The organism is Photobacterium sp. R1 (assembly GCF_054600795.1).
This window is the reverse complement of record NZ_BAAHZP010000004.1, coordinates 41,573-67,700: the sequence shown is the minus strand read 5'-3', so window position 1 is coordinate 67,700 and position 26,128 is coordinate 41,573. Positions and strand designations below refer to the sequence as shown.

Below are 26,128 nucleotides of genomic sequence, written 5' to 3'. Positions count from 1 at the left end.
ATCAGAGGGAAATAAACAGACCCGCAAGCGCAGCACTCATCAGGTTGGCAAAGGTGGCAGCCACCACAGCCCGTACACCCAGTGTCGCGACATCCTTACGGCGTTCCGGCACCATAGCACCAATGGACCCCAGCTGAATCGCAATCGAGCCGATGTTGGCAAAACCACACAGCGCAAAAGTTACAATGATCTGACTGTGCGCCGACAGTGACTCTTTGATGCTGGCATAATCCAGAAACGCAACAAATTCATTCATGGCGATTTTCTGTCCCAGCAGACTGCCGACAGCCATCACTTCATCACCCGGTACACCGGCCACAAAAGCCAGCGGCGCAAACAGGTAGCCAAAAATACTTTGTAGGGTCAGCCCGTCGATATGAAACAGACCGCCCAGCCATTCCAGGCCAGTGTTGAGCATGGCAATCACGCTCACGAAGGCGATCAGCATGGTGCCGACGGCGACCGCAACTTTCATCCCGTTCATCGCACCGGAAGCGAGTGCATCAATCGCGTTACTTTGCCCGCTGTCGGACAGATCAATATTGCTCTGATCAACCGGCTGCTGGGTTTCCGGCACCATGATTTTCGCCATCAGCAGACCACCCGGTGCCGCCATAAAGCTTGCTGCGATCAGGTATTTCAGGTCGACGCCCATCGCGGCATAACCACCCAGCACGCTGCCTGCAACTGAGGCCATGCCACCCACCATGACCGCAAAGAGTTCAGAGCGGGTCATAGATGCCAGAAACGGACGCACCACCAGCGGCGATTCGCCCTGAGACAAAAAGATATTACTGGTCGCGACCAGGGATTCCGCGCGGGTCGTCCCCAGCAGGCGTTCCAGCCCGCCACCAATCACTTTAATCACCAGACTCATAATACCCAGGTAATACAACAGGGAGATCAGTGCGCTGATAAAAATGATTAAAGGTAAAACTTTGACAGCAAACACGAACCCGTTCTCGGCCAGCGGACCAAAAACAAAGCTGATCCCCTGATCAGCAAAACCGATCACAGATGCAACGCCGTTGCTCATTTTGCCCAGCAGATATTGTCCCCAGGGAACATAAAGCACCAGAGCGGCCAGCCCCAGCTGCAGACCAAATGCGCCCAGAACGGTGCGCCAGCGAATAGCCTGACGATTGGTGGAGAGTGCATAAGCGCACAAAAAGATTGCGACGATACCTGCCGCACTATAGAGGAACTGCATAAACCTACCTTGCAATGTCGAAGTCCGATGGCCGGTGACTTGGCGCACGCAAAGCTGCCGAAGGCGAGAATATCCGTCATGCGTTGCTGCCCTCAGTCACCAGGAAGCACATCAAAGCCCGGTCCGACATCCTTTGGCAGACAGATAGCTGTTGATAGCTGGCAACTGCATTGCCGAATCTGTATCAGATTCAACACGCAAGCCGGGGGCGCATCATAATGTGATGTAGCTCGTATTTCCAGCACTGATTCTCTGAATGGATGAAGAAAACGTTTGCTTCTCTGAAGTACAAATTTTCCAGTCCCTGAAATACAGAACCCCGGCCAGTGCCGGGGTCCGTAAAAAGTCGAAAATCAGCCTGCCGGTTACCTTTCCCGCCACCAGGCCGACGTCTCCGGGATCTGCTTCGCCGTCACCGGCTGGCCGAATACGGGTGTAGACAGCGCAATCCCCCGAATCCGGGCAGCTTCAGATACCCGCTCCAGCGGCTCATACCAGGCATGAAACGCCAGATCGAAGGTTCCGTTGTGAACCGGCATCATGACCTTACCCTGCACATCCAGATGAGCCTGAGCCGACTCTTCCGGCGTCATATGCACGCTGGCCCAGTCTTTATCGTATGCCCCGGTTTCTATCATGGTGAGATCAAACGGACCGTATTTTTTTCCAATCGCCTGAAAACCATCGAAATAACCCGAGTCACCACTGAAATAAAGACGGGTATCCGGCGTGTGGATCACCCAGGATCCCCAGAGCGTCTGATTGCCATCGGTGAGACTACGTCCGGAAAAATGTTGGGTCGGCGTGAACGCTATCATCGTATCGCCACTCTGATGCTCCTGCCACCAGTCAAAGGTGCGGATCTTTTCTTCTGCCACCCCCCATTGCAACAGGGAACCATCAACACCCAGTGGTACCAGAAACTCCGTCGTTTTCGCGGCCAGCTGCTTCACCGCTGCTTTATCCAGATGGTCATAATGATTGTGTGAGATCAGTACCCGCTCGATAGGCGGCAATGCGTCTATGCTGATCGGGGCCGGATGAAATCGCTTGGGTCCCAGAAAACTGAACGGAGAAGCGCGCTCAGAAAAAACCGGATCCAGCAGCCAGTATTTTCCCTGCACTTTCAGCAGCACTGAAGAGTGCCCCAGTTTGACCACATGGACTTCATCCTCACTCAGCGCGTCAAGCTGTTCACGGCTCAGCGGCATGACTGGCAGTACACCGGACGGCGCAATATCGACGCGTTTTTCCGTCAGATAGCGCCCCAGAATCCCGAGCGTCTTTTTCAGACCAGGCTGCTGCTTTTGCCGGGCGTTATGAAAAACACCGTCGTAAAAATGCTCGGATGTTTCTGCCACTTCTGTCATCTCAGCGGATAAATTGTGATTCATCATCAGCACACCTGCTCCTAAAACTGCCACACCAGCGAGCGTCCATATCAGACCACGCATCTGCATACACCAAAGTAAACTATACGGTGTAGTTTATATCGCAACCTCTAAAAGTAAACTAGTCGGTGCAAGTTTTTTTGATCTTGGTTACAATGCCGGAAAGATGTGCGAGGGCTGACATGAAGTTATCAGAAAAGAAAAAGCTGGCGATTCTGAATGCCGCGGAAAAGCTGTTTCACCAGTATGGGGTGGAACAGACCAGCATGGATCAGGTTGCCGCTGAAGCTGGTGTTTCAAAACGCACCGTCTACAACCACTTCGAGACCAAGCAGGTACTGTTTCAGGCCATCATGACCCGGATGTTCGCTCAGTTAGATCAGGGGACAGAACAGCCTTTTGATACCGAGCGCGAGATTTCGGAACAGCTGACGAATATCGCCCGGCAGGAGGTGACGTTGCTGACTTCCCCGCAATTGCTGCGCATCGGCAAAATCGCCTTTATGCAAATGCTGCAACAGCCGGAACTCATGCGATCGCTCGACAACACAGACATCGGCTGTATGAAAACACTGGTGCGTTTTTTACAGGATGCCCACGCCACTGGCGTACTGACGGTAGACGACTGCGATTTTGCCGCCCGCCAGTTTATCTATCAGCTCAAATCCTTCACGTTTTATCCCAAACTCTATGGATTCAGTGAGCTTGAGAACGCCAGTGAAGAGAAGGTGATTGAAGAAACCGTGAAAATGTTTGTAGCCAGGTACAGAAAATAAAGCACTCGCTTGTCATGAAATGAGCGAGTGCTTTAATCCCTATGTTCCAACAGCAGGTTATTCACCAAGTGAATACTTGCTTTTCAATTTCTGAATCAGAAATTTACCCAAGCAATTCTTTTCGCATCAGCTTGTGCTGGTGCATCTTCAACAACAACTCTGAGTTTTTTGCCTGCCATATAAGCCGAGATCGCCATCGATAACGTACTATCGTAAGCATCATCATTATTTTCCAGATAAGCAAAAGTGAAATCACTGCAAGCGGTTTCTTTACCCGCCCCCATCAGAATAAGCATTTTATTGGCGTGAAAAGACCCATCACCTCGATCAGCCTGCACATAAACAGTTTTCAGATCGACCTTGCCACAGTCTATTGTCTCAGCTGCCTGCGCCGAAACGCCGATAACCATCAGTGCAGCGGTTAAAATATGTTTCATGATTTGCCAACCCACTTTATTAAGAGACCTGATGCGTATATTAAGGGGTATATTAGGCTGATTCAATTCGTATTATCTCACGCCACTGAACATCTCATCATGCGCTGACTAAGCTGCAAGAATGCACGTCTCATCTGACTTCATAACTGAGCGAAACCGGATAATTGAAATAGATGAAACATCTGGCTTTGAAGAAAGCAGCTTCCATAAACAAGCAGCTATGACTTTCGATAAAAACGCACACTCTGCCCTGAAAGCAGGGTCAATCAATTGAATAAATGAAGAGTTGAAAAGAAAATCGCCAGGTTTCCCGCTTTCAGAAGTTGATGACAAGAGAAAGCAGGCATCCATTTTGTAGCAAGCAGAAACAACAAAGCCCCGACTTTCGTCGAGGCTTTGTTGTTTGAAATTGGTGCCCGGGGCCGGACTTGAACCGGCACAGTGTTGCCACCGGCGGATTTTGAATCCGCTGCGTCTACCAATTTCGCCACCCGGGCAATGGCGGTCATTATACGTATACCGTGTTGATGCGCAAGCAACTTTATCAGGGGAACCCTATCGTTTGCTGGTTTTTTCAGCACAGCGTCAGTACTTCAACCAATCTGCCCGTTTACAGTCACGCTTTACCCGTCTGCCGCTGCTGCGACTGTGAGCCAGGCCCGGTGTTGAATCTGGTATCTTCAGGTAACTTGGGTATACACTGAGCGCCGGATTTTTGGATTGGCAGCATTGCCGGTCCCTTTTGATTTTTTGGTGGAACCATGACAACGAAAGTAAGCAAGAATATGACTCAGACAAAACAGTATCCGGGGCTGTTTCGTCGTATTGGCGCCTGGATCTACGACACTCTGGTCGTCGCAGCCGTACTGATGATCGCTGGCGGTCTGGCAATGGCCGTCGTAGCAATCTTACTCAACACCGGTTTGCTGACTCTGGATCCCTATCTCGATGCCAGTGATTACCTCACCAAGCACCCGATTGCAGCGCCACTGTATTCGATTTACCTGGGGTTGTCGGTTGTCGCATTCTTTGGCTATTTCTGGTGCAAGGCCGGACAAACTCTGGGAATGCGTGCCTGGAAGCTCAGAATTCAGAACGCTGACGGTTCGAATATCCGTTTTACGCAGGCTCTGATCCGGATGGCAACCTCAGCATTTGGTCTCGGTAACCTGCTGGTGCCTTTCAGTCACACGAAGCAGTCGCTGCAGGATCTGATGGCAGAGTGCGAGATGATTCTGCTGCCGAAACCGAACTGATTTTGCCGCCCGGCAATAAAGAATAACAATGAAAAAAGGCGCCATCTCGAGGCGCCTTTTTCATTTCATTATCAAACGGACTCTCAGTGCTACAGCTTCCGCTTCAGCAGATACAGCGTGATGAAGAGGAACACCAGACTCGGTCCCAAAGCACCGATCACCGGGTGTAAACTATACACCATACTGAGTGGCCCGAAGACCTCATTCGAAATGTAGAAAGCAAAGCCGAAAATCACTCCGGACAACACCCGTGCCCCCATGGTGACCGAGCGCAACGGACCAAATACGAAGGACAAAGCCAGCAGCATCATCACGGCAATGGAAAACGGCTGCAGGGCTTTGCGCCAGAAAGCCAGTTCATACCGGGATGCATCCTGCTTGGTATCTTTCAGATACTGTACATACTCATACACACCGGAAAGTGCCAGTTCTTCGGGCTTCACCGTCACCACAGCCAGCTTGTCCGGCGTCAGACTGGTCTGCCATAGCTGGGTGTCATACTTGGTATTTTCCTGCTTCGCTTCCCCGATATGTGTGACCGTCACATCTTTCAGTTCCCAGCCTTTCCCTTCAACAAAAGAGGCCGAACGGGCAAACAGGTTCTCTTTCAGCACATCTTTTTCATCAAATTCCCAGATGTTGACAGCGTTCAGATTGCTTTTTTCATGGATCCGGCCAATGTAGATAAAGTCATTATCATCCTTGGCCCAAACCCCGCGCTGTACTGAGAACACATTCCCGCCGGAGGTCCAGACAGCCCGTAGCTCACGCGCAGCTTTCTGAGCTTCCGGTGCACCCCACTGCCCCAGGATCATCACCAGCAGCATCAGCGGTACAGCCGTTTTCAGAACCGACATACCGATATCCAGCTTGGAAAAACCCGCTGCCTGCATGACCACCAGCTCCGAACTGGATGCCAGTGTTCCCAGACCAATCAGCGCGCCGAGCAGTACTGCCATCGGAAAAAACATCTCAATATCTCGCGGGATACTCAGCAGCACGAAGATCAGGGCTTTCCACAGATCGTAATTACCGTCGCCGACTTTACGCAGCTGCTCAACGTATTTGATGATGGCTGACAACCCCACCAGCGTCGACAAGGTCAGCGCGGAAGTGGCAATAATGGTCCGGCCAATGTACCAGTCGAGTATCTTAAACATCAGCCGCGTCTCCGGAATTTTTCTCTGAATTGTCGCATTGCTAAGGAATCCCAGCTGTTCAGTGCGACGGCGACCAGCAGCATCGCAATATTGATACTCCACAAACCAATCCCAACCGGCAGCCCGCCATCTTCAACAGCCGATTTGGCCGCACTGATCGCCAGGAAATAACACAGGTAAATCAGCACTGCCGGCACCAGCTTGGCAAAACGTCCCTGACGCGGGTTCACGGCTGACAGCGGCACGACGACCATCGTCAGCAGCGGAATACAGAGCACCAGCGACATCCGCCACTGGAATTCTGCCTGTGCCGCCAGCTCTGGACGCTGCATCAGCTCCAGCGTTGGCAAGGCATCCCAGTCGCGATTCTTTTCTTTGACGGCCCGCTGACCAATCACGGCCTGATAGTTATCAAATGAAGTAATGCTGTAATCCAGACGAGTCGGCAGCCCTTCATAACGGACGCCGTCCTGCAAATCCAGCACCTGACGACCGTCTTTCAGCTCACTCACCGTGCCGCTGTTGGCAAACATCACACTCGGACGGAGTGTATCGCTGGCAGTCGGCTGCGCCACAAACACCCGGTGAAGCTTACCGCCCTTTTCGGTGATGTCATCGACGAAGACAACGCCACGACCATCCGGTGCGCCCTGGAACTGTCCTTTAACCAGCAGATCCAGACCGGAATCAGCTTCAACCTGCTCCATCACCTGGGTTTCTTTTTCGGCACTCCAGGGCGCCAGCCACAGGGCATTAAACGCGGCGATCGACCCCGTGATGATTGCCAGCCACAAGGCGGCCCGGATCAGAAAAGTATTTCCGATCCCTGTGGCATTCATCACAGTTATTTCACTTTCCGCATATAATCGCCCAAATGTGAGCAAGATCCCGATATACAGGCTCAATGGCAGCATCAACATCGCCATTGAGGGCATGTATAAGCCCATCAGGGTCAGCACCAGGTCGCCGGGAATGGATCCTTCTGTCGCATCGGCCAGGATGCGAATAAACTTCTGACTAATAAAGATAAGAAACAGTACAAAAAGGACCGAAACCTGGCTCTTTATTGTCTCACGTGTCAAATAACGAACAATAATCACGCGTTATATACCCATAGAAAACTTGTTTTTTTGCTGGAATCACTATAATTTTCCGGTAAATCAGTTATTTTTTTATCTTTCGGCTAACTGTCTGCCTGCACTTTGATCTGAACCTGAATTCATGAGCCAACAACTAAGTGCGGCATTATCTAACATTTAGCCTTAATTGTCTTTATAGGATGTAGGAGTACGCATGGAGTTCAGTGTTAAAAGTGGTAGCCCCGAGAAACAGCGCAGCGCCTGTATCGTCGTTGGCGTTTTCGAACCACGCCGCCTCTCTCCGATTGCTGAACAACTGGATAAGATCAGTGAGGGCTACATCAGTTCTCTGCTGCGACGCGGCGACCTGGAAGGCAAGCCAGGCCAGATGCTGTTGCTGCACCACGTCCCGAATGTGTTGTCCGAACGTGTCCTGCTGGTCGGCTGCGGTAAAGAACGTGAGCTGGATGAACGCCAGTATAAGCAAATCATCAAGAAAACCATCAGTACCCTGAATGAAACCGGGTCGATGGAAGCGGTCTGCTTCCTGACGGAACTGCACGTCAAAGGCCGCGATACCTACTGGAAAGTCCGCCAGGCCGTTGAGACCACCAAAGACAGCCTGTACACCTTCAATCAGTTCAAGAGCACCAAGCCTGAAACCCGCCGTCCGCTGCGTAAACTGGTCTTTAATGTCCCGACACGCCGTGAACTGTCGCTGGGTGAACGTGCCATCAACCATGGTCTGGCCGTTGCTTCCGGTGTTCGCGCGGCGAAAGATCTGGGCAACATGCCGCCAAACGTGGCCAACCCAGCTTACCTGGCCTCTCAGGCCCGCCGTCTGGCCGATGATTTCGAAACGGTCAGCACCAAGATCATCGGTGAGCAGGAAATGAAAGAGCTGGGCATGACGTCCTATCTGGCCGTGGGTCAGGGCTCGAAGAATGAAGCTATGATGTCCGTGATCGAATATAAGGGTCACCCGGATCCGAGCGCCAAGCCAATTGTGCTGGTCGGTAAAGGACTGACTTTCGATTCAGGCGGTATCTCAATCAAACCGTCCGCCAACATGGACGAAATGAAATACGACATGTGTGGTGCAGCCTCCGTCTTCGGTGCGATGCGTTCCCTGGCTAAACTGAACCTGCCAATTAACGTGATCGGTATCCTGGCCGGCTGTGAAAACATGCCGGGCGGTGGTGCCTACCGTCCGGGTGATATCCTGACCACCATGTCCGGCCAGACGGTTGAAGTGCTGAACACCGATGCCGAAGGTCGTCTGGTGCTGTGTGATGCGCTGACTTATGTCGAGCGTTTCGAGCCGGAGTGTGTAGTCGATGTCGCGACTCTGACCGGTGCCTGTGTCGTTGCACTGGGCAATCACATCAGTGGTCTGCTTGCCAACCACAACCCGCTGGCACATGAGTTGGTAAACGCTTCTGAGCAAGCTGGTGACCGTGCGTGGCGTCTGCCGATGACCGACGAGTACCAGGAGCAGCTGGCCAGCCCGTTTGCAGATATTGCCAACCTGGGCAGCCCGGGTGCAGGCACCATTACCGCAGGTTGCTTCCTGTCCCGTTTCACCAAGAAATACAACTGGGCCCACCTGGATATCGCAGGGACAGCATGGACAGGCGGAAAAGACAAAGGGGCGACCGGTCGTCCGGTGCCACTGCTGGTCCAGTTCCTGCTCAACCGGGCAGGGCTGGAAAACCTCGATTAATCATCATCGACAGAGGGGCCAGCAGGCCCCTTTTTTCGGATAGACGTTTATGAGCCATGCTACCTTTTATATCATTGATGACGCCGCCCCCGAGGCAAGGCTGAAACTGGCCTGTCAGCAGGCAGCATGGCGCTATCAGCAGGGACAGTCCATTTACTTGCTGGCTGAAAGCCGCCAGCAGGCGGAATGGCTGGATGAATACCTCTGGCAGCAGGACCCGGACAACTTTGTGCCCCATAACCTGATTGGGGAAGGCCCGCGTCAGGGGTCACCGGTCGAGATCGGCTGGCCCGGCATGCGACACAGTGGCCGGCGTGCAGTCCTGATCAATCTTGGTCAGGATGCACCAAATTTTGCCGTGACCTTTGCACAAGTGGTAGACTTCGTCCCTTGCGATGAAAAACTCAAGCAGCAGGCCCGCGAACGCTATAAAGTGTACCGCATGGCTGGCATTCAAATGCAGACATCTGCTGCGCCTGAGTCGCCCTAATTCCACACAGATCCATCAAGAGCGCTATGGAAAAGACATATAACCCACAATCGATTGAACAGGCGCTGTATCAGCGCTGGGAAGAGGCCGGTTACTTCAAGCCTCACGGTGACACGACTAAAGATGCCTACAGCATCATGATCCCACCGCCTAACGTCACGGGCAGCCTGCACATGGGCCACGCGTTCCAGGATTCCATCATGGATACCCTGATCCGCTGTGAGCGTATGAAAGGCAAAAACACCCTGTGGCAGGTCGGTACTGACCATGCTGGTATCGCCACTCAAATGGTTGTGGAGCGCAAGATCGCAGCAGAAGAAGGCAAAACCAAACACGATTACGGTCGTGAAGCCTTCATCGATAAGATCTGGGAATGGAAAGGCGAATCCGGCGGCACCATCACCAAGCAGCTGCGTCGTCTGGGCGCCTCTGTCGACTGGGATCGTGAGCGTTTCACCATGGACGAAGGTCTGTCCAATGCCGTGCGTGAAGTCTTCGTCCGTCTGTATGAAGACGATCTGATCTACCGCGGCAAACGTCTGGTGAACTGGGATCCGAAACTGCACACCGCAATCTCTGATCTGGAAGTTGAGAACAAAGACAAGAAGGGCCACATGTGGCACTTCCGTTATCCGCTGGCTGACGGTGCGACTACCGCAGACGGCAAAGACTACATCGTGGTTGCGACCACCCGTCCGGAAACCATGCTGGGCGATACCGGTGTGGCTGTGAACCCTGAAGATCCACGCTATAAAGATCTGATTGGCCAGCACATCCTGCTGCCAATCGTGAACCGCCGCATTCCAATCGTGGGCGACGAGCACGCGGACATGGAAAAAGGCACCGGCTGTGTGAAGATCACCCCGGCGCACGACTTCAACGACTATGAAGTGGGCAAACGTCACAGCCTGCCGATGATCAACATCCTGACCTTCGATGCCAACATCCGCAACGAAGCCGAGGTGTTCAACAGCAATGGCGAACCAACCGACGTTTACAGCACCGATATTCCTGCCGCTTACCAGGGTATGGAGCGTTTTGAAGCGCGTAAAGCCATTGTGGCTGAATTCGACAAACTGGGCCTGCTGGACGAAATTAAAGATCACGACCTGACTGTGCCTTACGGCGACCGTGGCGGTGTGGTCATCGAGCCGATGCTGACCGACCAGTGGTACGTACGCACTGCACCGCTGGCTGAGCCTGCAGTGAAAGCGGTTGAAGACGGCGACATCAAGTTCGTGCCAAAGCAATACGAGAACATGTACTTCTCCTGGATGCGTGATGTACAGGACTGGTGTATTTCCCGTCAGCTGTGGTGGGGTCACCGCATTCCGGCCTGGTACGACAACGACGGCAAAGTCTATGTTGGCCGTACGGAAGAAGAAATCCGTGAAAAATATGGTCTGGCGCCAGTCATCGTCCTGAAACAGGACAACGACGTGCTGGATACCTGGTTCTCGTCTGCCCTGTGGACATTCGGAACTCAGGGCTGGCCTGAGCAAACCGATGATCTGAAAGTCTTCCACCCGTCAGATGTGCTGGTGACTGGCTTCGATATTATCTTCTTCTGGGTTGCCCGCATGATCATGATGACCATGCACTTCTGTAAAGATGAAAACGGCAAAGCACAGGTACCATTCAAAACCGTATACGTGACCGGTCTAATCCGTGACGAAAACGGCGACAAGATGTCGAAATCGAAAGGGAACGTGCTGGATCCAATCGACATGATCGACGGTATCGATCTGGAGTCTCTGGTTCAGAAACGGACCGGGAACATGATGCAGCCGCAACTGGCCGCGAAGATCGAGAAAAACACCCGCAAGACCTTCGAAAACGGTATTGAACCCTATGGTACCGACGCCCTGCGCTTCACGCTGGCAGCCATGGCTTCAACCGGCCGTGACATTAACTGGGACATGAAGCGTCTGGAAGGTTACCGTAACTTCTGTAACAAGCTGTGGAACGCCAGCCGCTACGTGCTGATGAACACCGAAGATCAGGATTGCGGTTTTGCTGAAGGTGCCGAGCTGGAATACTCCCTGGCGGACAAGTGGATCGAATCTCAGTTCGAGCTGGCCGCGAAAGAATTCAATGCGCACATTGAAAACTTCCGTCTGGATATGGCTGCCAATACCATCTATGAGTTCATCTGGAACCAGTTCTGTGACTGGTATCTGGAGCTGACCAAGCCGGTTCTGTGGAAAGGTACCGAAGCGCAGCAACGTGCAACCCGCCGTACCCTGATCACGGTGCTGGAGAAGACCCTGCGTCTGGCCCACCCAGTAATCCCGTACATCACGGAAACCATCTGGCAGAGCGTGAAGCCACTGGTTGACGGTGTGGAAGGCGATACCATCATGACGCAGGCGCTGCCGCAGTATGATGAAGCAAACTTCAATGCGGACGCACTGGCAGACATCGAGTGGGTGAAAACTTTCATCACCAGCATTCGTAACCTGCGCGCCGAATACGACATCGCACCAAGCAAAGGTCTGGATGTCATGCTGAAAGCCGCAGATGACAAAGACGCGGCCCGACTGCAGGAAAATCAGGCCGTGCTGGTCGCACTGGCGAAACTGGACAGCCTGCGTGTGCTGGCAGCCGGTGAAGAAACACCAGCCTGTGCCACCGCACTGGTGAGCAAGTCGACGCTGATGATCCCAATGGCTGGCCTGATCGACAAAGACGCCGAGCTGGCGCGTCTGGATAAAGAAATGGCGAAGACTCAGGGCGAGATCAAACGCATCGAAGGCAAACTGGGTAACGAAGGTTTTGTGGCGAAAGCCCCGGAAGCCGTCGTAGCCAAAGAGCGTGAGAAGCTGGATGGTTACAAAGAAACCCTGATCAAGCTGGAAGAGCAGAAAGCGACCATCGCGGCGCTGTAAGCAATTTCAGCTGAAATCAATACAAGAAGAAGAGGCCGAATGGCCTCTTTTTTTATCTGCATTTTCTGGCGTTCATACCAAGCCTATATTGATATCCAACGCATCATTAGTTCGCCGTACAGGTTTCGCCTGGCTTCACATCCACAAAAATCTCCACACTCAGTTGCTGTAAAGCCCTCATTTGCGAGCAAGGCACCTGAACCGCGCCCTTTAAAACAACCTGTGACAAAAAGCGGTTAGTTTTCTTCAAGTCAATCAACGGACGGATATCTGTGCCCTTAAAGCCCTGTAAAGAAATAATACTTACAGACTTGAATGACCTGAAAGCCGACAAATCGGTCACTTCCGTGTACGAAGCATCCACCGAAAATAATTCCTTCAAGGATGCGAGAGCCGATAAGTCTGAGACTTTCGTCCCTGAAAGATTCACCCGCTGCAGACGCGTTAATGTCGACAGTACGGAGATATCTGTCAGCGGATTACCCGAAATATCCAACTCACGCAACCTGGGTTGATACGCCAGCTCAATCGATTCAAGCTGGGTGAGTCCTGAGTCAGTCACTCCCAGTGAAATTAGGTCAGTCTTTTCCTGCAAAAAGCTAAAATCAGTGATTTGTGTTTTCCCAAGAGCAATCTTATTTAACGCTTTCATTTGCAGGAAAATACGACCGTCCGTGAGGCCAGTGTCATTCAAATGAATACTGCTCAGCTTAGTGAGCTGAGGCAGTGCACTAAAATCGGTCAGCCATGGACTCTGTATTAAAGACAGTTCAGTCAGGTTTGTCAGATCTTTCAGCACCGCCAAATCGGTGAATACTGTTTGCTGAAGCTCAAAACTTATCAGGTGCTTCAATGGCACCAGTGGCGACACATCAGCGATCTGGTTTTGTGCTAGCACCTCAATGTGCTCCAGATTGATAAATTGCGTTAGTCCATCTAACTGGCTGATCCCCGCATAATCCGGACCACATTTTAGCCAGAGTAAATCCCCGATATCCCGAACTTTTTGAGAACGTTCCTCAATACACCGACGCAGTTGTGAATCAATGATTTTATCAAACTCGACGTCAGGATAAGGCTCGACCTGAACTTTGATGTGAGCTGAACGACTCAAGCCGTCTCTGTTTTTCACCGTGACTGCCAATGTGATCGTTTCTGGTAAATTACCATCAACATTCGGTAGAGCAAAAGATACGCGAGAACTCAACCGATTATGTAGCCACACGTCTGGGCCATCGACCTGAGACCAGGAATAGCTCATGCCCGTCGTGTCTTTTACGTTTACGGTCGCCGAGGCCATTTGCCGCTCAAAATCATCCTTTCCCGTCACCGAAACAATTTCAGGTGGAATTCTTCCGCTGAGTCCTTCATCCAACTTTGTGTCTTCTAGGGTAACGCCAAGTACATTCAACGGTGAGCGGATAAAATCGAGCAGCCCTTGGTGCAGTGCTTTCAGCAAATTGACATCGTCTAACCGTCCATTATCCGATAAGTCTCTGGACGCCTGTTCCAGCCAGTCGGTTAAGCTCTGCGAATGGGTGTTCATCGCCACCATCATGGCTGCAACCGCCAAAGCATGCTCAGTTCTATCGCCTTTCTGTAAAATGCCAGACGGATCCAGTAAGTTGATTGGCGTATAGAGGACAAGACTGCTACGCAGACCAAACACAGACGCAATATCCTGATTCGCCTGCAGGACGTTCTCTTTTGTCAGCATGGCACCGAGCATTTTTGCCCGGCGTAAGGCTAATTCAGTCAACGGAGTGATATTCAATTTCGTATTTTTAGCCGCCGTATAAGTTGCGGCCTGCAAAGGCTGTACTAAGGTGACCGTCTGACCTGTCGCCTCACTCACATAAGTGCCGCTCGTCACTTCAGCAATCACAACGCCTTCATAAAAATCATGATTCTTGATGCGATAGCTACCGTCAGATGCTGTGATCGCTTCTCCGATCACCGTCCCATCAAGCTGTAGAACTGTCACGGTTGCACCCACTAACGGGCCTTTAAAAGCCACCCCTGAAATTACCGGGGCTGGAATCACATCAAAAATATAATACTGTTCAGATGCCAAACCTTCCGAATCTGTGACCGTCAATTTGAACATCATGACAGTACTTGTCTCTGGGGCTGGTGTCTTGAACGAAATCGCAGCGGTTTCTGCCCCTTGAATTTGTACTTCAGGCCCTTTTACCTGCTGCCACTGATAGCTCAATGCACCTTTATTATCCGTAATCTCAGGCGCGATTTGATGTTCCTGACCTTCTCTCAGGCTTGTTCGTGCCAGCCGTTCGATGACAGGTGGTGTATTCCGGTAAAACACCTTATCTTTCGATGTTTTTCCACGCTCCAGTCCAACCCGGTTCAGTGGAGAGTCGAGGAAATCATTGATGCCCTGATTCAGACGATTCAGCAATTGGGGGTCATCCAGTTTGCCATTGTCTGAAAAGTCCTGACGAAAATTGTTGACCAGTCTTCCTAAGCCGATACCTTCGGCCTGTGCAATTTTCGTCATTCCGGCAATGACCAAACCATAGTCAACATTGGCACCGGATTTTCCCTGATGTGCTGCATCCAGCAAATCAACCGGCGCCTCACTCACGATATCAAGATCCAATGCCATTGATTCCGCGATATGGCGGTTTGCCCGTGCAACCTTCTCAGCCGACATCCCCAGACTGACCTCACGCGCAGCCAACTCAGTCAGCAACGTCACGTTCATGACTGCTTCACTTTCTGACAGCGCTTTCACTGCGCTTAATGTTTCAGTGAGCGGCGTTAACTCGCCGGTTGCTTCGTCAATGTAATTCCCCCCGACGGCGGCAATCCGGATCACACCCTGATAAGACATATCCAGTGAGAGCTTATAAAAACCATTCTCATCAGTAACGGTTTCCCCAAGGTAATTTCCAATTGCATCAAAAGCTTGAACCGTCGCATACGCGACTGGCCCTTTAAAAATCTGTCCCTGAATCTGAGTCGATGCGGTTACAGCAGGTTGCTTCTTCGATTGCCCGTCACCGCCATTACAGGCAGTCAGAGCAATCACAGACATAAATATCAATGCTTGTCTGATTTTTGAAAATGAGATCATCATGATTTTCCATTAACTGAAATGATTGGATACAACGTCTGCGCCTGAAAGCAAAACAAAGCACATAAAAAAACATCGTGCACATCATAATGAATCTGAGTATTTATGAAAATGATTACATATAAGTAAATTTACGATACGAAAGAATCATTGGAAATTTGCACTTGTTGCTTGATTATCAACTATTTTCACTACACTTTATTGCAATGCTTCGAAGATGAATCCGCTTTGTAAGCAATAAAATCATTTCATAAAGGAGGCTGCGGGCCTTTCAAAATCGCAACAGCCCCGGAAGCTGTGGTTTCCCAAAAGCGCGAGAAGCTGACAGATTACAAAGAAACCCGGATCAAACATGAAGATCCAAAATCGACCATCGCGGCGCTGTAAGCGGTTTCAGTTGAAATCAAGACATGAAAAAGAGGCCGGATGGCCTCTTTTTTCAGTCATGTTTGGTCAGCACACGGTTAATTCACAGTGCAGGTCTCCCCCGGCTTCACTTCAACAAAAATATTGACACGCAGTTGCTGTAAGGCCGTCATTTGAGAACAAGGCACCTGCACCGCTCCAGTGAGATCAACCCTTCTCGAATACCTGGGGGGTTGCGCTTTCATCATGTCAATCACCGGACTGATATCGGTGCCCTTAAACCCTTGTAAAGAAATTTCACTGACCCCTTTCAATGCCCTGAACACCGACAGATCAGTCACCTCGGTATGAGAAACATCAACCTTTCTTATGCGCTTGAAGGATGCCAGAGGCGACAAGTCTGAGACTTTCGTATGAGACACATTGAGGTTCAGAAACCGATCCAAGGATGCCAGAGGCGACAAGTCTGAAACTTTCGTTCCTGACAAATTCAACCGATTCAATTTCGTTAACGCAGCCAGTTGTGTGATATCAGTCAACGGGTTGCCCGAAAGATCAAGCCCATACAAATCGGATTGATGTTCCAGCTCAAGCAGGTCGAGATGCGTAAGTCCCAAGTCAGAGACCCCGAGAAAACGAATTCGGCCATTTTCTTTTAAGAAACTGAAGTCATGAATCTGCGTTTTTCCGATATTCAGGGAATACAATTGCGGTAACTGATTTATCACGTGACCATCATTCAATCCTGTCCCGTAAAAGTTCAATGACTTCAATGTAGTCAGTTGCGACAGCGCATCAAAATCGATCAGCTGAGAGCTGTCCTTGAGGCTTAAGTCCTCCAGCTTCTTGAGCACTGTGAATGCCGTCAGATCCGTCATCACCGTTTGCTCAACTGCAAGGCCGCTCAGGTTTGGCAGGTCTGCCAAAGGTGTGAGATCCCTAATCTGGTTTTTCGCCAGCACCTCAAAGTTTGTCAGATAGACAAATTGCTCCATGCCGTCCAACTGACTGATCCCCGCGTAATCAGGGCCACATTGAAGGCTCCTTAAGCCCCCGATATCATGAATTTTCGGAGAGTGAGATTCAATGCATTGACGCAGTTGCGGATCGATAATTTTATCCAGAACAATGTCTGGGTAAGGCTGTACTTGAATCGAGAATGTGGCGGAAGCGGTCAGTTCATCCCAGTCTCTGACCGTGAGTTTAAAGGTCAGAGTTTCTGCTTGCTCTCCATTCAGTTCGGGCAATCTTATTTTTAGAGGACTTTCAAATTGCTTCTCTCTGAAATCGGCTGCCGGCCCACTTTGCTGCTCTAAAGAATAAAAACGGATGCCACCAATCCCCGTATCTTGAGCCTGTACAAACACATTGATTTGCGCCCTTTCATGACCATCACTCGGAGAAATTGACACTATTGTAGGTGGTGTACTTCGATAGAAACTCAGATATACGATGCTGTCATGCTCTGTAATTTTGGCTTTATTCTGAGGTGATTTAATAAAGCTGTAGACCCCTCTATACAAAGCATTCAGTGTCTCAATATCATCAATTTTTCCGTTATCAGATAAATCTTCAGACACACGATCCAGCCATTCAGCTAAGCTTTGTGAACTTTTATGCATTGCAACCATAGCAGCAGCCAGAGATAGCGCATAATCAGACTCAGTGCTGAAACTGTTAATCTTGCTCGACGGATCCATGAGATTCAGGGGTTCATTGTTGACAAGACCAAATACGCCAAATGCCCGGGACACATCAAGTGCAGCTTGTTCAACCTTGCTAACGTCCAGGGTTTCCCCTAAATGTTTTGCCCGGCGAAAAGCGAGCTCAGTAAAAGGGGTGATATTCAACGACGTATTTGTAGCTTTCATGTTTGTGACCGCACGCAGGGTCTGTTCTAACGATACAGTCTGTCCCGTCGCTTCGCTGACATAAGTGCCACCAGTAACTTCTGCAATGACTAAACCTTGATAAGCATGGGTGTTCTTGATTTGATACCGGCCATCCGATGCTGTCGTGGTTTCCCCAATCAATGTACCGTCTACCTGAGTAATTTTAACGGTTGCCCCCTGAATAGGTCCTTTGAAAGCAACCCCGGAGATCACAGGAGTCGGCATAACACGGACAACATACTTTTGACTGACACTCAAACCACCAGAGTCTGTGACCGTGAGCTGAAACTCAAATGTCTCTTTTTCCTCAGTTACAGGCGCACGGAACGTAATTGCCGCTGTATTTGTCCCCTCAAACTGAATTTCTGGCCCAAAAGTCTGCTGCCATCGGTAAGTCAATCCCCCTCTGTCATCACTCACCTTTGGTGCAAATCTGAATTCAAAACCTTCAAATACATTTTGCCAGTCCAATTGTTCTAAAACTGGTGGGTTATTCCGGTAATACCGCTTCCGATCCACAATCACTTTGTTCTGCACTGAATCCAGAAAGGCGTTAATTCCTGTATTTAATCGTGTTAATTGCTGCTCATCCTCTACCTGACCATTGCCATTCAGCCTGAAGGCATTTACCAATTTGCCAAAGTCGATCCCTTGCGTCTCTGCCATTTGGGTCATTCCGGCAATCACTAACGCGTAATCCACATTAGCACCAGATTTTCCTCGATGTGCTGTATCCAGCAGATCAACCGGTGTCTCACGAACAATATCAAGATCCAGGCCCATTAAGATTGCGATATGGCGGTTTGCCCATGCAATCTTTCTTGGTGAACGATCAATCCTAGTGGCACGCACAGCCAGCTCTGTCAGCGGCGTCACATTCATGACCGTTTCATTTTCTGATAGCACGCTAAGTGCACTCAAACTTTCTGTCAGTGGGGTCAACACGCCAGTTGCTTCGTCAACATAATTGCCCCCTTTGGCGTCAATCCGGACCACTCCCCGATAAGACGGATTCAGAGACAGCTGATAGAAACCTTTATCGTCAGTAACGGTTTCTCCTAGGTAATTTCCAATTTCATCGAAGGCTCTCACCCTTGCATGCGAAACAGGTCCTTTAAAAATCTGACCGCGTATCTGAGTTGATTCAGTTGCAGCAGGCTGCTTCTTCGATTGACCCTCGCCACTATTACAGGCAGTCAAAGCAATCAGCGACATGAGTATCAAAACTTGTCTGATTTTTGAAAATGAGATCATCATGATTTTCCATTGGCTGAGATGATTGAATCCAAAGTCTGCGCCTGAAAAACAGAAACAAAGCACATACAAAAAAAACACTGTGCATAATATACAGAACATGAATGGTTATACAAGCAGTCACATATCGATATTTTTACGATACGAAAGAATCATTGGGATTTTGAACTTATTGCTTGATGCTCAACTATTTTTAATGCGATTTACTGCATTTATTTCTAAATGAACTCGCTTTGTAAGGGATAAAATCATTTCAGAAAGGAGGCTGCGGGCCTTTTTAAGACCCAACAGCCCTGAATCATCGCGAGAGGAGATTTTATTCAGATAGCATTGAATGATCCTGCGCTTTCACCGCCTCGATCCGTTGGTACAGATCCGGGTGACTTTGCAGCCATTCAGGTATTTCACTGCCGTTGTCATATTCCATAAAACGGCTGAACATCGCAGCCATCGGCTCGGTCGTGCCATATTGCTTGATCATCTGCTCAGCCGCAAAACTATCGGCTTCACGCTCTGCGTCACGGGAATAGCCGGAAGAGGCAATAAAGACACCGGCACCAGTCAGGTTATCTGCCAGCCCGGAGCTTTCGCCGGTCAGCAGAGCTACCGAGACGGATAACAGTGTCGACTGAACCACAGCTTCCATCACATGCTGGTGATACACATGACCCACCTCATGCAGCAGAACACTGTCCAGCTCAGCCGGAGTCGTCGCCAGTTCCACCAGAGAATCCGTCACCACGATGGTACCGTCACTCAGTGCAAAGGCATTCGGCCCTTTTTGCCATGAACGGAAGACAATCTTCGGCTCAAAGGGCAACGGTGGCAGATTATCCTGAAGCAATGCAAATCTGTCCCGGATTTGCCATTGTTCCTGTTCGTCCAGCTGTGATGGCTTAAACAGATACTCATCCAGCGTCTCCAGCACGGCTTTGCCGATATACTCAGGAACCGCCTTGGGCAGCATCCGGGCCATCGTATGGCTGGCAGCCGGAATACCATAACGGTATGTGCCTGCCCCCAATGCCATCAGAAAGACAATACTGACCACAATTGCCAGCCAGTGGCGTTCCAGCTTATGGAGCCACTGACTTTGCTTACCCGTGTGCGCCTGAATCCAATCCGCCAGGATTTTGTTTTCAGCCGCTTTAAACAACCAGCCATCAGGAAATGTAATCTGAGCCGGCAGTCTGCCCAACGGTGCTGACAAGACCAGCGCATCTGCCGACCACTCACCGGTATGTTCACCACATCGCAGTGTCAGTGTGCCATCCGGCATCAGTTCCAGCTCAGCCGCCAGCCGCTCAGCACTGAGCGGCGGATGGCAGGTGCCCGCGATAATCATCCCAGACCCAGTTCAATATCAAAGGCAGCCGCGACTTCATCAGCAATCGCTGCGCCATCGTCGGTCAGCTCACCCTTCGCCTTCAACTGCGACAAGTCACCAATCACCAATGTATGATCAGCAAAGTAGTGTGAGGTTCGGACCATGACCCAAGGACGCGCCAGACCCAGCGAAAAGACCTGAGCCAGGAAATTAGTCACCGTCAACGAGAGGAATCCACCAGTCGTCAGAGTAGAAGAAAAGCCATATTCTGGCTCACCTTCAACCTTCATTTGAGCAAAGGTATAATTCCGGGCCCGAACCTGAATAAATGCAGAAACCAGTACCATCAGCAGAACCATACCAGCCATACCGCCCATGCCACCCACAGCGCCCAAGATTTGACCGAATCCACTGTCCATCTGACCAGAACTGACAGAGACCATCGCGCCCATACCTGCAACAATTGCAATCACACCAAACACCGCGATGAAAATTCCGATTCCCAGCAAAGCAGCAAACAAGACCGTTTTCACAAAGAATCCAGTACTGATTTCCGCGCTGAACTGACGATCACCATACTGATAGCCGTTCGCAAAATAACGGGTAATCGAAGCTGTTACATTCGCAAAAATAAAGATATAAGCAGCAAAAGACAGAATGATAAACAGAACCGAGGCAACAATTGACGTATCCCTCACAGCCCCGGCAGCAATTAACAGAATGACCAGCGGAATCGACGAGAACAAGCCGCAGCCCAGCATCGCCCAATAGGCGCCTTTCAGAGATCCGTTGAAATTAAAGCGCACGTTGCGGTAACTGGTCATCCGGGCATCAAAACGGGCATTGTTACGGGCCAGTAAGGGAGAAAATCCCACAAACACCAGCATCAGAAGCGAAGCGATAACTGGCATAAAATTACTGGCTACCGCCCAAACCAGAACGCAGACTGAAGCAATCAACCGGCCAATCAGAATCTGCTTCGGAGTGGCATGATAATCAAAGCGATCCCCATCCAGCTCCAGGTTCCCGTGAAAATATTTTTTTGTCCTTACTTTCGCCCAGGCTGAATAGATTCCCAGGGTCACGATACTGAGCAAAATATTGACAATCCAGATGCCGAAGAACTCGCCACCCTTGCCATGAAATACAACCTTATTATTCATTATGATGTGTCCTAATTATCTGCAAGCATTAAGAAAAATCAGTTTTTCAAATGCACTGAGAATGTGCAAAATTCACCGGGCCAATATACCGCAGCACAATGCAATCAGCAGCATAAAGTTTTGCCGGTCTCCGGTTAATAAGGCGACATCCTGCTCTTATTCATGTCGGTGAATAATCTAAAATAGGTATCAACGATTGATGATATTGAATTAAACGTTTTTACTGATTGAACAGGTAATCCCATACTGTGATCATCAACCGAGGATCACAGTATGAAAAAAACGATCAGCTTCGCCGTCATCCATTTCACCGTCGCGTTTACCGTCGCCTATCTGCTGACCGGCGACATGATTCTGGGTAGCCTGATTGCCCTGATCGAACCTATGGTCAATACCGTGGCTTTTTACTTTCATGAGAAAGTCTGGCAATGGCCTGCGCTGAAAAACTCACGTTTCGGTAAGCCTGCCAATAAAACCATCAGCTTTGCAGCAGTCCATTTCAGTGTGGCCTTCACGGTTGCTTACCTGATCAGCGGGAACTGGATGGTCGGTGGCATCATGGCACTGATTGAACCAGCCATTAATACACTGGCTTATCTTGCACATGAAACAGTCTGGCAGCGCAGAGAAAAACATCAGGAGAATCTCCGCTTTCAATGCGGACATCATTCGATCCTTCATTGACATAGTTGTGATTCGCAATTAAATTTAGTTGCAAACCACAACAAAATGGATCGTTCTAGATGGATGCACAAACTTTACGCCAGCTCTCCCGGCAACTGGTCCGTCAGCTCGGCATGCTCGACAGCCAGTGTGGCAATATGGAGCTGACACCGGTTCAGGCGCATGTCCTGATTGAACTGGAAACCCAGCCCTGCACGGTCAATGACATGGCGACCCGGCTGAACGTCGACAAATCAAATGCCAGCCGAACCCTGGCCGTTCTCAGTAATGCCGGACTAGTCATCTCCCGCCCGCATCCGGATGACAAACGCAGTCAGATTGCCACCCTGACCCCCGAAGGAGCGGCCCGGCTGGCGGAACTGCATCAACGATTGAATGCTCAGGTGGATGGCTTTCTGGCTCAAATGGATGTGGATGAAATCGAGCAACTGAGTCAAAGTCTGCAACGGTACCAGAAAGCCATGGTGATGGCCGGCAGACAACATGGCTATACCATCCGGCCACTAACCCCGCTGGATAATGCCGCGATTGCGGCTGTGGTGCGACGTGTCTCTGCGGAATATGGCCTCACGGCAGACAAAGGTTATGGTGTGGCGGATCCGACCCTCGACAGCATGAGTGAAGTTTATCAGCCTGCACGGCATGCCTACTGGGTGATTGAACACCAGCACCGGGTGCTGGGCGGCGGCGGTATCGCTGCACTGACCGGCACAGAAGACATCTGCGAGTTACAGAAAATGTACTTCCTGCCGGAGCTCCGCGGACGTGGTCTGGCACGTAAACTCGCAGTAAAAGCATTACGATTTGCCCGTGAACAGGGCTACCGGGCCTGCTATCTGGAAACGACCGCCAATCTTGTGGAAGCCATCGCACTGTACGAGTCCTTGGGATTTCACCATATTCAGGAGCCCATGGGCAGTACCGGCCATGATGCCTGTGAAATCCGAATGGTGAAGTGGTTTTGACCCGGCAGGTTGAGTATTCACTTTTTCTTTCATTCAATGCTGCCACTGTCGGCAGCATTGATGGTGAGCCTGGTTCCAGTGATCTTTTTCTCAGCCAACCGTTTCAATCTGGGCTGCGGATACACGCTCCCTTTCAATTTGTCGCAGTTCTCCGACGATCATAATGTGTTCAAAGTAAAATTTATGTCTGCTCGCGAACAACCAAGGCATGGCAAGCCCAAAAGTAAAGATGAAAGAATATAAACAACTAAAGCAATGCAGAAATATATGCCACCCGCTGGCGGTAGACACAAATTTAAAATCATCGATTCCATCCACTCGAATCTTGTCAAAATAACGACGCCGATAATCTGCTGCATATGAGATACAAAATGACAGAATCAAAACAAACGCAAAGACAAATGACAACATCTTCCAGAAATCATCGCCAGACATCCAATAAATAAACCCACTCAGGGCAATCGCCACAAAAAAATACTTCACGGATATAAATGCACTGAGCACTGATTGAAAGATATCTTTTTCAGAGATTGTAGTCTTCAGGCAATAATTACCGTACTCGTAGTGATTGATAATATAACGTGCTTTTTCCACCACAAAAACGACAATCAACAGTATCATAGACAGGAAAGCACAACCATAAAGACCATAGCTGAGAATTTCATTTGTTCTTTGAATTTGAAAACCTGAGTACATGAACCCACACACCAAAAACAAAAAGAAAACTATCTTCGGATGGAAAAAGAGAAAGTATGCACCCGACTTAGGTCCAGAGAAGTTAAACCTCTGAGAATTTAGACTCTTACCACCGACACTAATCTGTACACACTTATAATAAAAAAGCGGGATGCATAAGATAAATGTGACTGCTGAAATAATAAACAACTCAATCGATTGAACAGCAACAACGAACCAAACAAAAAGAACACCCCCAAGACCCAGCACATATTGTAATAGATCATATGGTGTAACATGATAATCAAACTTGAATGAACCGATTTTTGTCTGAGAATAGGTATATTGCATGATTTTTGGCATTGCCCATACCCAGTAAGCGCCGGAAGATATGAAAGTCAAAAGTATATCTTTAAATAAAATTTTAAGAAATTTCCTTAGCTCAATGTCACATGTTATTTTATGATTCATGAACTACAGCCCTTATCGATGATTTTGTAATAATAAAAAGTCAACAAGGTAATCGGGTCTGAAAGTTCAGTGCAACTCGTTTAATTCACTTCAACTGACTTTAACTCTTTTATCAAACCTTGCTTCAATTTCCTGCTCAAACATAGGATCGCACTGACGTAGAGTCTTCATCGAAAAAAAGCTGGTCATGCCAGCTTTTTTCAATCACAAATTAAATCAAACGTCCGTTAAATCTGCGTACTGATCAGCGCCCTGATATCGTGGAGTGTCGTCTCTTTGAGCAATTTACCGTCTTCAAAGACAACCTGTAATAATCCTTGCTGCTCCTCTGCCTCCGAGACGTTGTCAAAGCACACCAGTTCACCATCAACACGGTCCACTTTGAGCAAGCCTTTTGCCGAGCGCTTTTTGCTGTCGGTTTTTGGTTCTTTGAAAATCGCAACCCGCTGGTTACCTTTGACCACGCTGGTTGCTTTCACAGCTGAGCCATGGGTATCCCGTGTGACATACTGATAGCTGAATGAGCCAATGCCCAGCACCACCTTAGAAGCAAAACCTTTCTCCATGAGCCGTTGTAAAATCTGACGCTGACGGGTCAGCGTAATCGCATCCCCATAAATAGCACCGATATGTTCATCCAGCAGCTTGTAACCTTTGTCGGTGACAGTCCCACCAAACGTGTCCCACAGGCACTCAATTAATCCCTTGATTTCACATGGCTGAAGCGGCAGAGTTTCGCCATCAACAACCCCATAATATTCACCCTGCCAGCGATACGCTTCGAAACCTTCGCGCATTGCCGCTTGCTCAGCTTCCTGTTGTGAATGAACCAGCTCACTATATTCGGATACCGGCGATAAACGATATCCGGTCAGAATTTTCACCGGATCGCCTGAGTCCGGGCGGATCACCACAGTACCATCGCGAGACATAATTTCTTCTTTAAGTTCAGGCAGATATTCCGTGACCAGCTTCCAGAAGTCCCAGGTATCTGAAACCACGCTGAGAATGCCCGTCGGTGACTGTTCACGCATCAGGTAACGGAAAAACTCAATTTCGCCTTCGAGGATCCAGGAACAGGTAACCGAGTGCTCCGTGGCATCGACCGAGCAACCCACCAGCTCTTCGTCTACATTCGCGCCATAGTATTTTTCTGCAAAGAGCACCGCAGGAATGGTGTCGGTTCCCACCAGGCCCGATGCCAGATGCCCAAAGCCGCTCATCGCCGCCGCGTGTTTCCCGAACATACCGCGAAAGCTAAAATCGTGGCCTTGAAATGGCACGATCTCCGCCGGCAGCCCGGTTTTTTCCGCAAATTCCCGAAAGACTTTCAGGTAAGCCACAGAAGTGGTGGCACTGGTCTGAATCGGCCAGTTTTCACAGCTGAGAACGGTCTCAATCATATTGGTGAGCCACTCAAAACCGGGCTTGGTGTTCACAATGGTGATTGGCGGCACCTGATAGGGCACCAGGGTGCCTTCCGGTAAGGCTTTCACTCTTAACGGCAGGTAGCCCAGGTCGTGCAACGCTTCCAGATAACTGACATCCACAGGATAGCCCAGCATGGCACTCATAATCCGTCTGTGGTTTGCCACAGCGCTCTCTTTGTCCGCCTCAAAGAAGGCCTGCCACTCTTCCTGCAGATAACTTTTGATAAAGTATTGCAGGCCGACAAAGGCCACTTTGTCGTTATTTTCCACGTTGCTTAACTTGCCGCTGCGGGACGTATAGTTCGCATAGACTTCTGTGACATCCGGGTGGTAAGCACGGCTGTGAAATTCTTTATAAACATCTTTCTGCATGCTGGCTGCGGTAATCGTCATGGGG

The 26,128-nt window shown here is 49.9% G+C and carries 18 protein-coding genes and 1 tRNA gene; 7 read left to right on the top strand and 12 right to left on the bottom strand.

From position 1 onward, the window contains the following. Nucleotide 1 precedes the first annotated feature (1 nt). Together ACYP03_RS08240 and ACYP03_RS08235 are read right to left on the bottom strand one after the other, a co-directional pair. Nucleotides 2–1,210 (bottom strand): NupC/NupG family nucleoside CNT transporter, encoded by a 1,209-nt coding sequence (locus ACYP03_RS08240; protein ID WP_459779213.1) that lies wholly within the window; start codon nucleotides 1,208–1,210, stop codon nucleotides 2–4. 365 nt (nucleotides 1,211–1,575) lie between these two features. After that, a complete protein-coding gene (locus ACYP03_RS08235; RefSeq protein WP_459779212.1) occupies nucleotides 1,576–2,604 on the bottom strand; it encodes an MBL fold metallo-hydrolase in 1,029 nt (342 codons plus the stop codon). A 179-nt stretch (nucleotides 2,605–2,783) separates the two neighbouring features. Here ACYP03_RS08235 and ACYP03_RS08230 point away from each other — a divergent pair, with 179 nt between their 5' ends. Further along, a complete protein-coding gene (locus ACYP03_RS08230; protein ID WP_459779211.1) occupies nucleotides 2,784–3,377 on the top strand; it encodes a TetR/AcrR family transcriptional regulator in 594 nt (197 codons plus the stop codon). 95 nt (nucleotides 3,378–3,472) lie between these two features. Here ACYP03_RS08230 and ACYP03_RS08225 read toward each other — a convergent pair whose 3' ends face one another. Together ACYP03_RS08225 and ACYP03_RS08220 are read right to left on the bottom strand one after the other, a co-directional pair. Next, the gene (locus ACYP03_RS08225; protein ID WP_248141453.1) at nucleotides 3,473–3,814 is read right to left on the bottom strand and encodes a hypothetical protein; all 342 of its coding nucleotides are present in this window, start codon (nucleotides 3,812–3,814) and stop codon (nucleotides 3,473–3,475) included. Nucleotides 3,815–4,224: 410 nt separating this feature from the next. Beyond that, nucleotides 4,225–4,311 (bottom strand) — tRNA-Leu (locus ACYP03_RS08220). A gap of 264 nt (nucleotides 4,312–4,575) precedes the next feature. On the opposite strand from ACYP03_RS08220, the gene ACYP03_RS08215 reads away from it, so the two are divergent. Then, nucleotides 4,576–5,070, top strand: coding sequence for an RDD family protein (locus tag ACYP03_RS08215; RefSeq protein ID WP_459779210.1), 495 nt, complete (start codon nucleotides 4,576–4,578; stop codon nucleotides 5,068–5,070). Between the two features lie 89 nt (nucleotides 5,071–5,159). Here ACYP03_RS08215 and lptG read toward each other — a convergent pair whose 3' ends face one another. Next, nucleotides 5,160–6,230 carry an LPS export ABC transporter permease LptG gene (gene lptG, locus ACYP03_RS08210; RefSeq protein ID WP_459779209.1) on the bottom strand — a complete coding sequence of 357 codons (1,071 nt, stop codon included), beginning with the start codon at nucleotides 6,228–6,230 and terminating at the stop codon, nucleotides 5,160–5,162. Next, nucleotides 6,230–7,330 (bottom strand): LPS export ABC transporter permease LptF, encoded by a 1,101-nt coding sequence (gene lptF, locus ACYP03_RS08205; protein ID WP_248141456.1) that lies wholly within the window; start codon nucleotides 7,328–7,330, stop codon nucleotides 6,230–6,232. The genes lptG and lptF overlap by 1 nt, the downstream gene beginning before the upstream one ends. A gap of 193 nt (nucleotides 7,331–7,523) precedes the next feature. Between lptF and pepA the strand changes: the two genes are divergently transcribed. Genes pepA through ACYP03_RS08190 form a run of 3 tightly spaced genes read left to right on the top strand, consistent with a single transcriptional unit; the run spans nucleotide 7,524 to nucleotide 12,410 of the window. Then, a complete protein-coding gene (gene pepA / locus ACYP03_RS08200; protein ID WP_459779208.1) occupies nucleotides 7,524–9,032 on the top strand; it encodes a leucyl aminopeptidase in 1,509 nt (502 codons plus the stop codon). A gap of 49 nt (nucleotides 9,033–9,081) precedes the next feature. Next, entirely contained in the window at nucleotides 9,082–9,522 is a 441-nt protein-coding gene (locus ACYP03_RS08195) for a DNA polymerase III subunit chi (RefSeq protein WP_248141458.1), read from the top strand. A 26-nt stretch (nucleotides 9,523–9,548) separates the two neighbouring features. After that, a complete protein-coding gene (locus tag ACYP03_RS08190) occupies nucleotides 9,549–12,410 on the top strand; it encodes a valine--tRNA ligase (protein WP_459779207.1) in 2,862 nt (953 codons plus the stop codon). Nucleotides 12,411–12,516: 106 nt separating this feature from the next. Here the strand turns inward: ACYP03_RS08190 and ACYP03_RS08185 are convergent, their stop codons facing one another. The 4 genes from ACYP03_RS08185 to ACYP03_RS08170 all read right to left on the bottom strand — a co-directional run bounded on the left by ACYP03_RS08185 (nucleotide 12,517) and on the right by ACYP03_RS08170 (nucleotide 21,506). Next, a complete protein-coding gene (locus ACYP03_RS08185; protein WP_459779206.1) occupies nucleotides 12,517–15,465 on the bottom strand; it encodes a leucine-rich repeat domain-containing protein in 2,949 nt (982 codons plus the stop codon). A 503-nt stretch (nucleotides 15,466–15,968) separates the two neighbouring features. Continuing rightward, nucleotides 15,969–19,019 (bottom strand): leucine-rich repeat domain-containing protein, encoded by a 3,051-nt coding sequence (locus ACYP03_RS08180; protein WP_459779205.1) that lies wholly within the window; start codon nucleotides 19,017–19,019, stop codon nucleotides 15,969–15,971. 313 nt (nucleotides 19,020–19,332) lie between these two features. Next, nucleotides 19,333–20,361 (bottom strand): M48 family metallopeptidase, encoded by a 1,029-nt coding sequence (locus tag ACYP03_RS08175; protein WP_459779204.1) that lies wholly within the window; start codon nucleotides 20,359–20,361, stop codon nucleotides 19,333–19,335. After that, complete coding sequence (locus tag ACYP03_RS08170) at nucleotides 20,358–21,506, bottom strand: YjgN family protein (RefSeq protein ID WP_459779203.1); 1,149 nt, start codon at nucleotides 21,504–21,506, stop codon at nucleotides 20,358–20,360. Before ACYP03_RS08170 ends, ACYP03_RS08175 begins: the two co-directional genes overlap by 4 nt. 273 nt (nucleotides 21,507–21,779) lie before the next feature. Between ACYP03_RS08170 and ACYP03_RS08165 the strand changes: the two genes are divergently transcribed. Both ACYP03_RS08165 and ACYP03_RS08160 read left to right on the top strand, forming a co-directional pair. After that, nucleotides 21,780–22,190: a DUF2061 domain-containing protein gene (locus ACYP03_RS08165; protein ID WP_248141464.1), complete on the top strand. Its 411-nt coding sequence runs from the start codon at nucleotides 21,780–21,782 to the stop codon at nucleotides 22,188–22,190. Nucleotides 22,191–22,249: 59 nt separating this feature from the next. Beyond that, nucleotides 22,250–23,155, top strand: coding sequence for a bifunctional helix-turn-helix transcriptional regulator/GNAT family N-acetyltransferase (locus ACYP03_RS08160; RefSeq protein WP_459779202.1), 906 nt, complete (start codon nucleotides 22,250–22,252; stop codon nucleotides 23,153–23,155). 90 nt (nucleotides 23,156–23,245) lie between these two features. Here ACYP03_RS08160 and ACYP03_RS08155 read toward each other — a convergent pair whose 3' ends face one another. Then, a complete protein-coding gene (locus ACYP03_RS08155; protein WP_459779201.1) occupies nucleotides 23,246–24,301 on the bottom strand; it encodes a DUF898 family protein in 1,056 nt (351 codons plus the stop codon). Nucleotides 24,302–24,528: 227 nt separating this feature from the next. Further along, entirely contained in the window at nucleotides 24,529–26,124 is a 1,596-nt protein-coding gene (locus ACYP03_RS08150) for a nicotinate phosphoribosyltransferase (protein WP_459779200.1), read from the bottom strand. Nucleotides 26,125–26,128 lie beyond the last annotated feature (4 nt).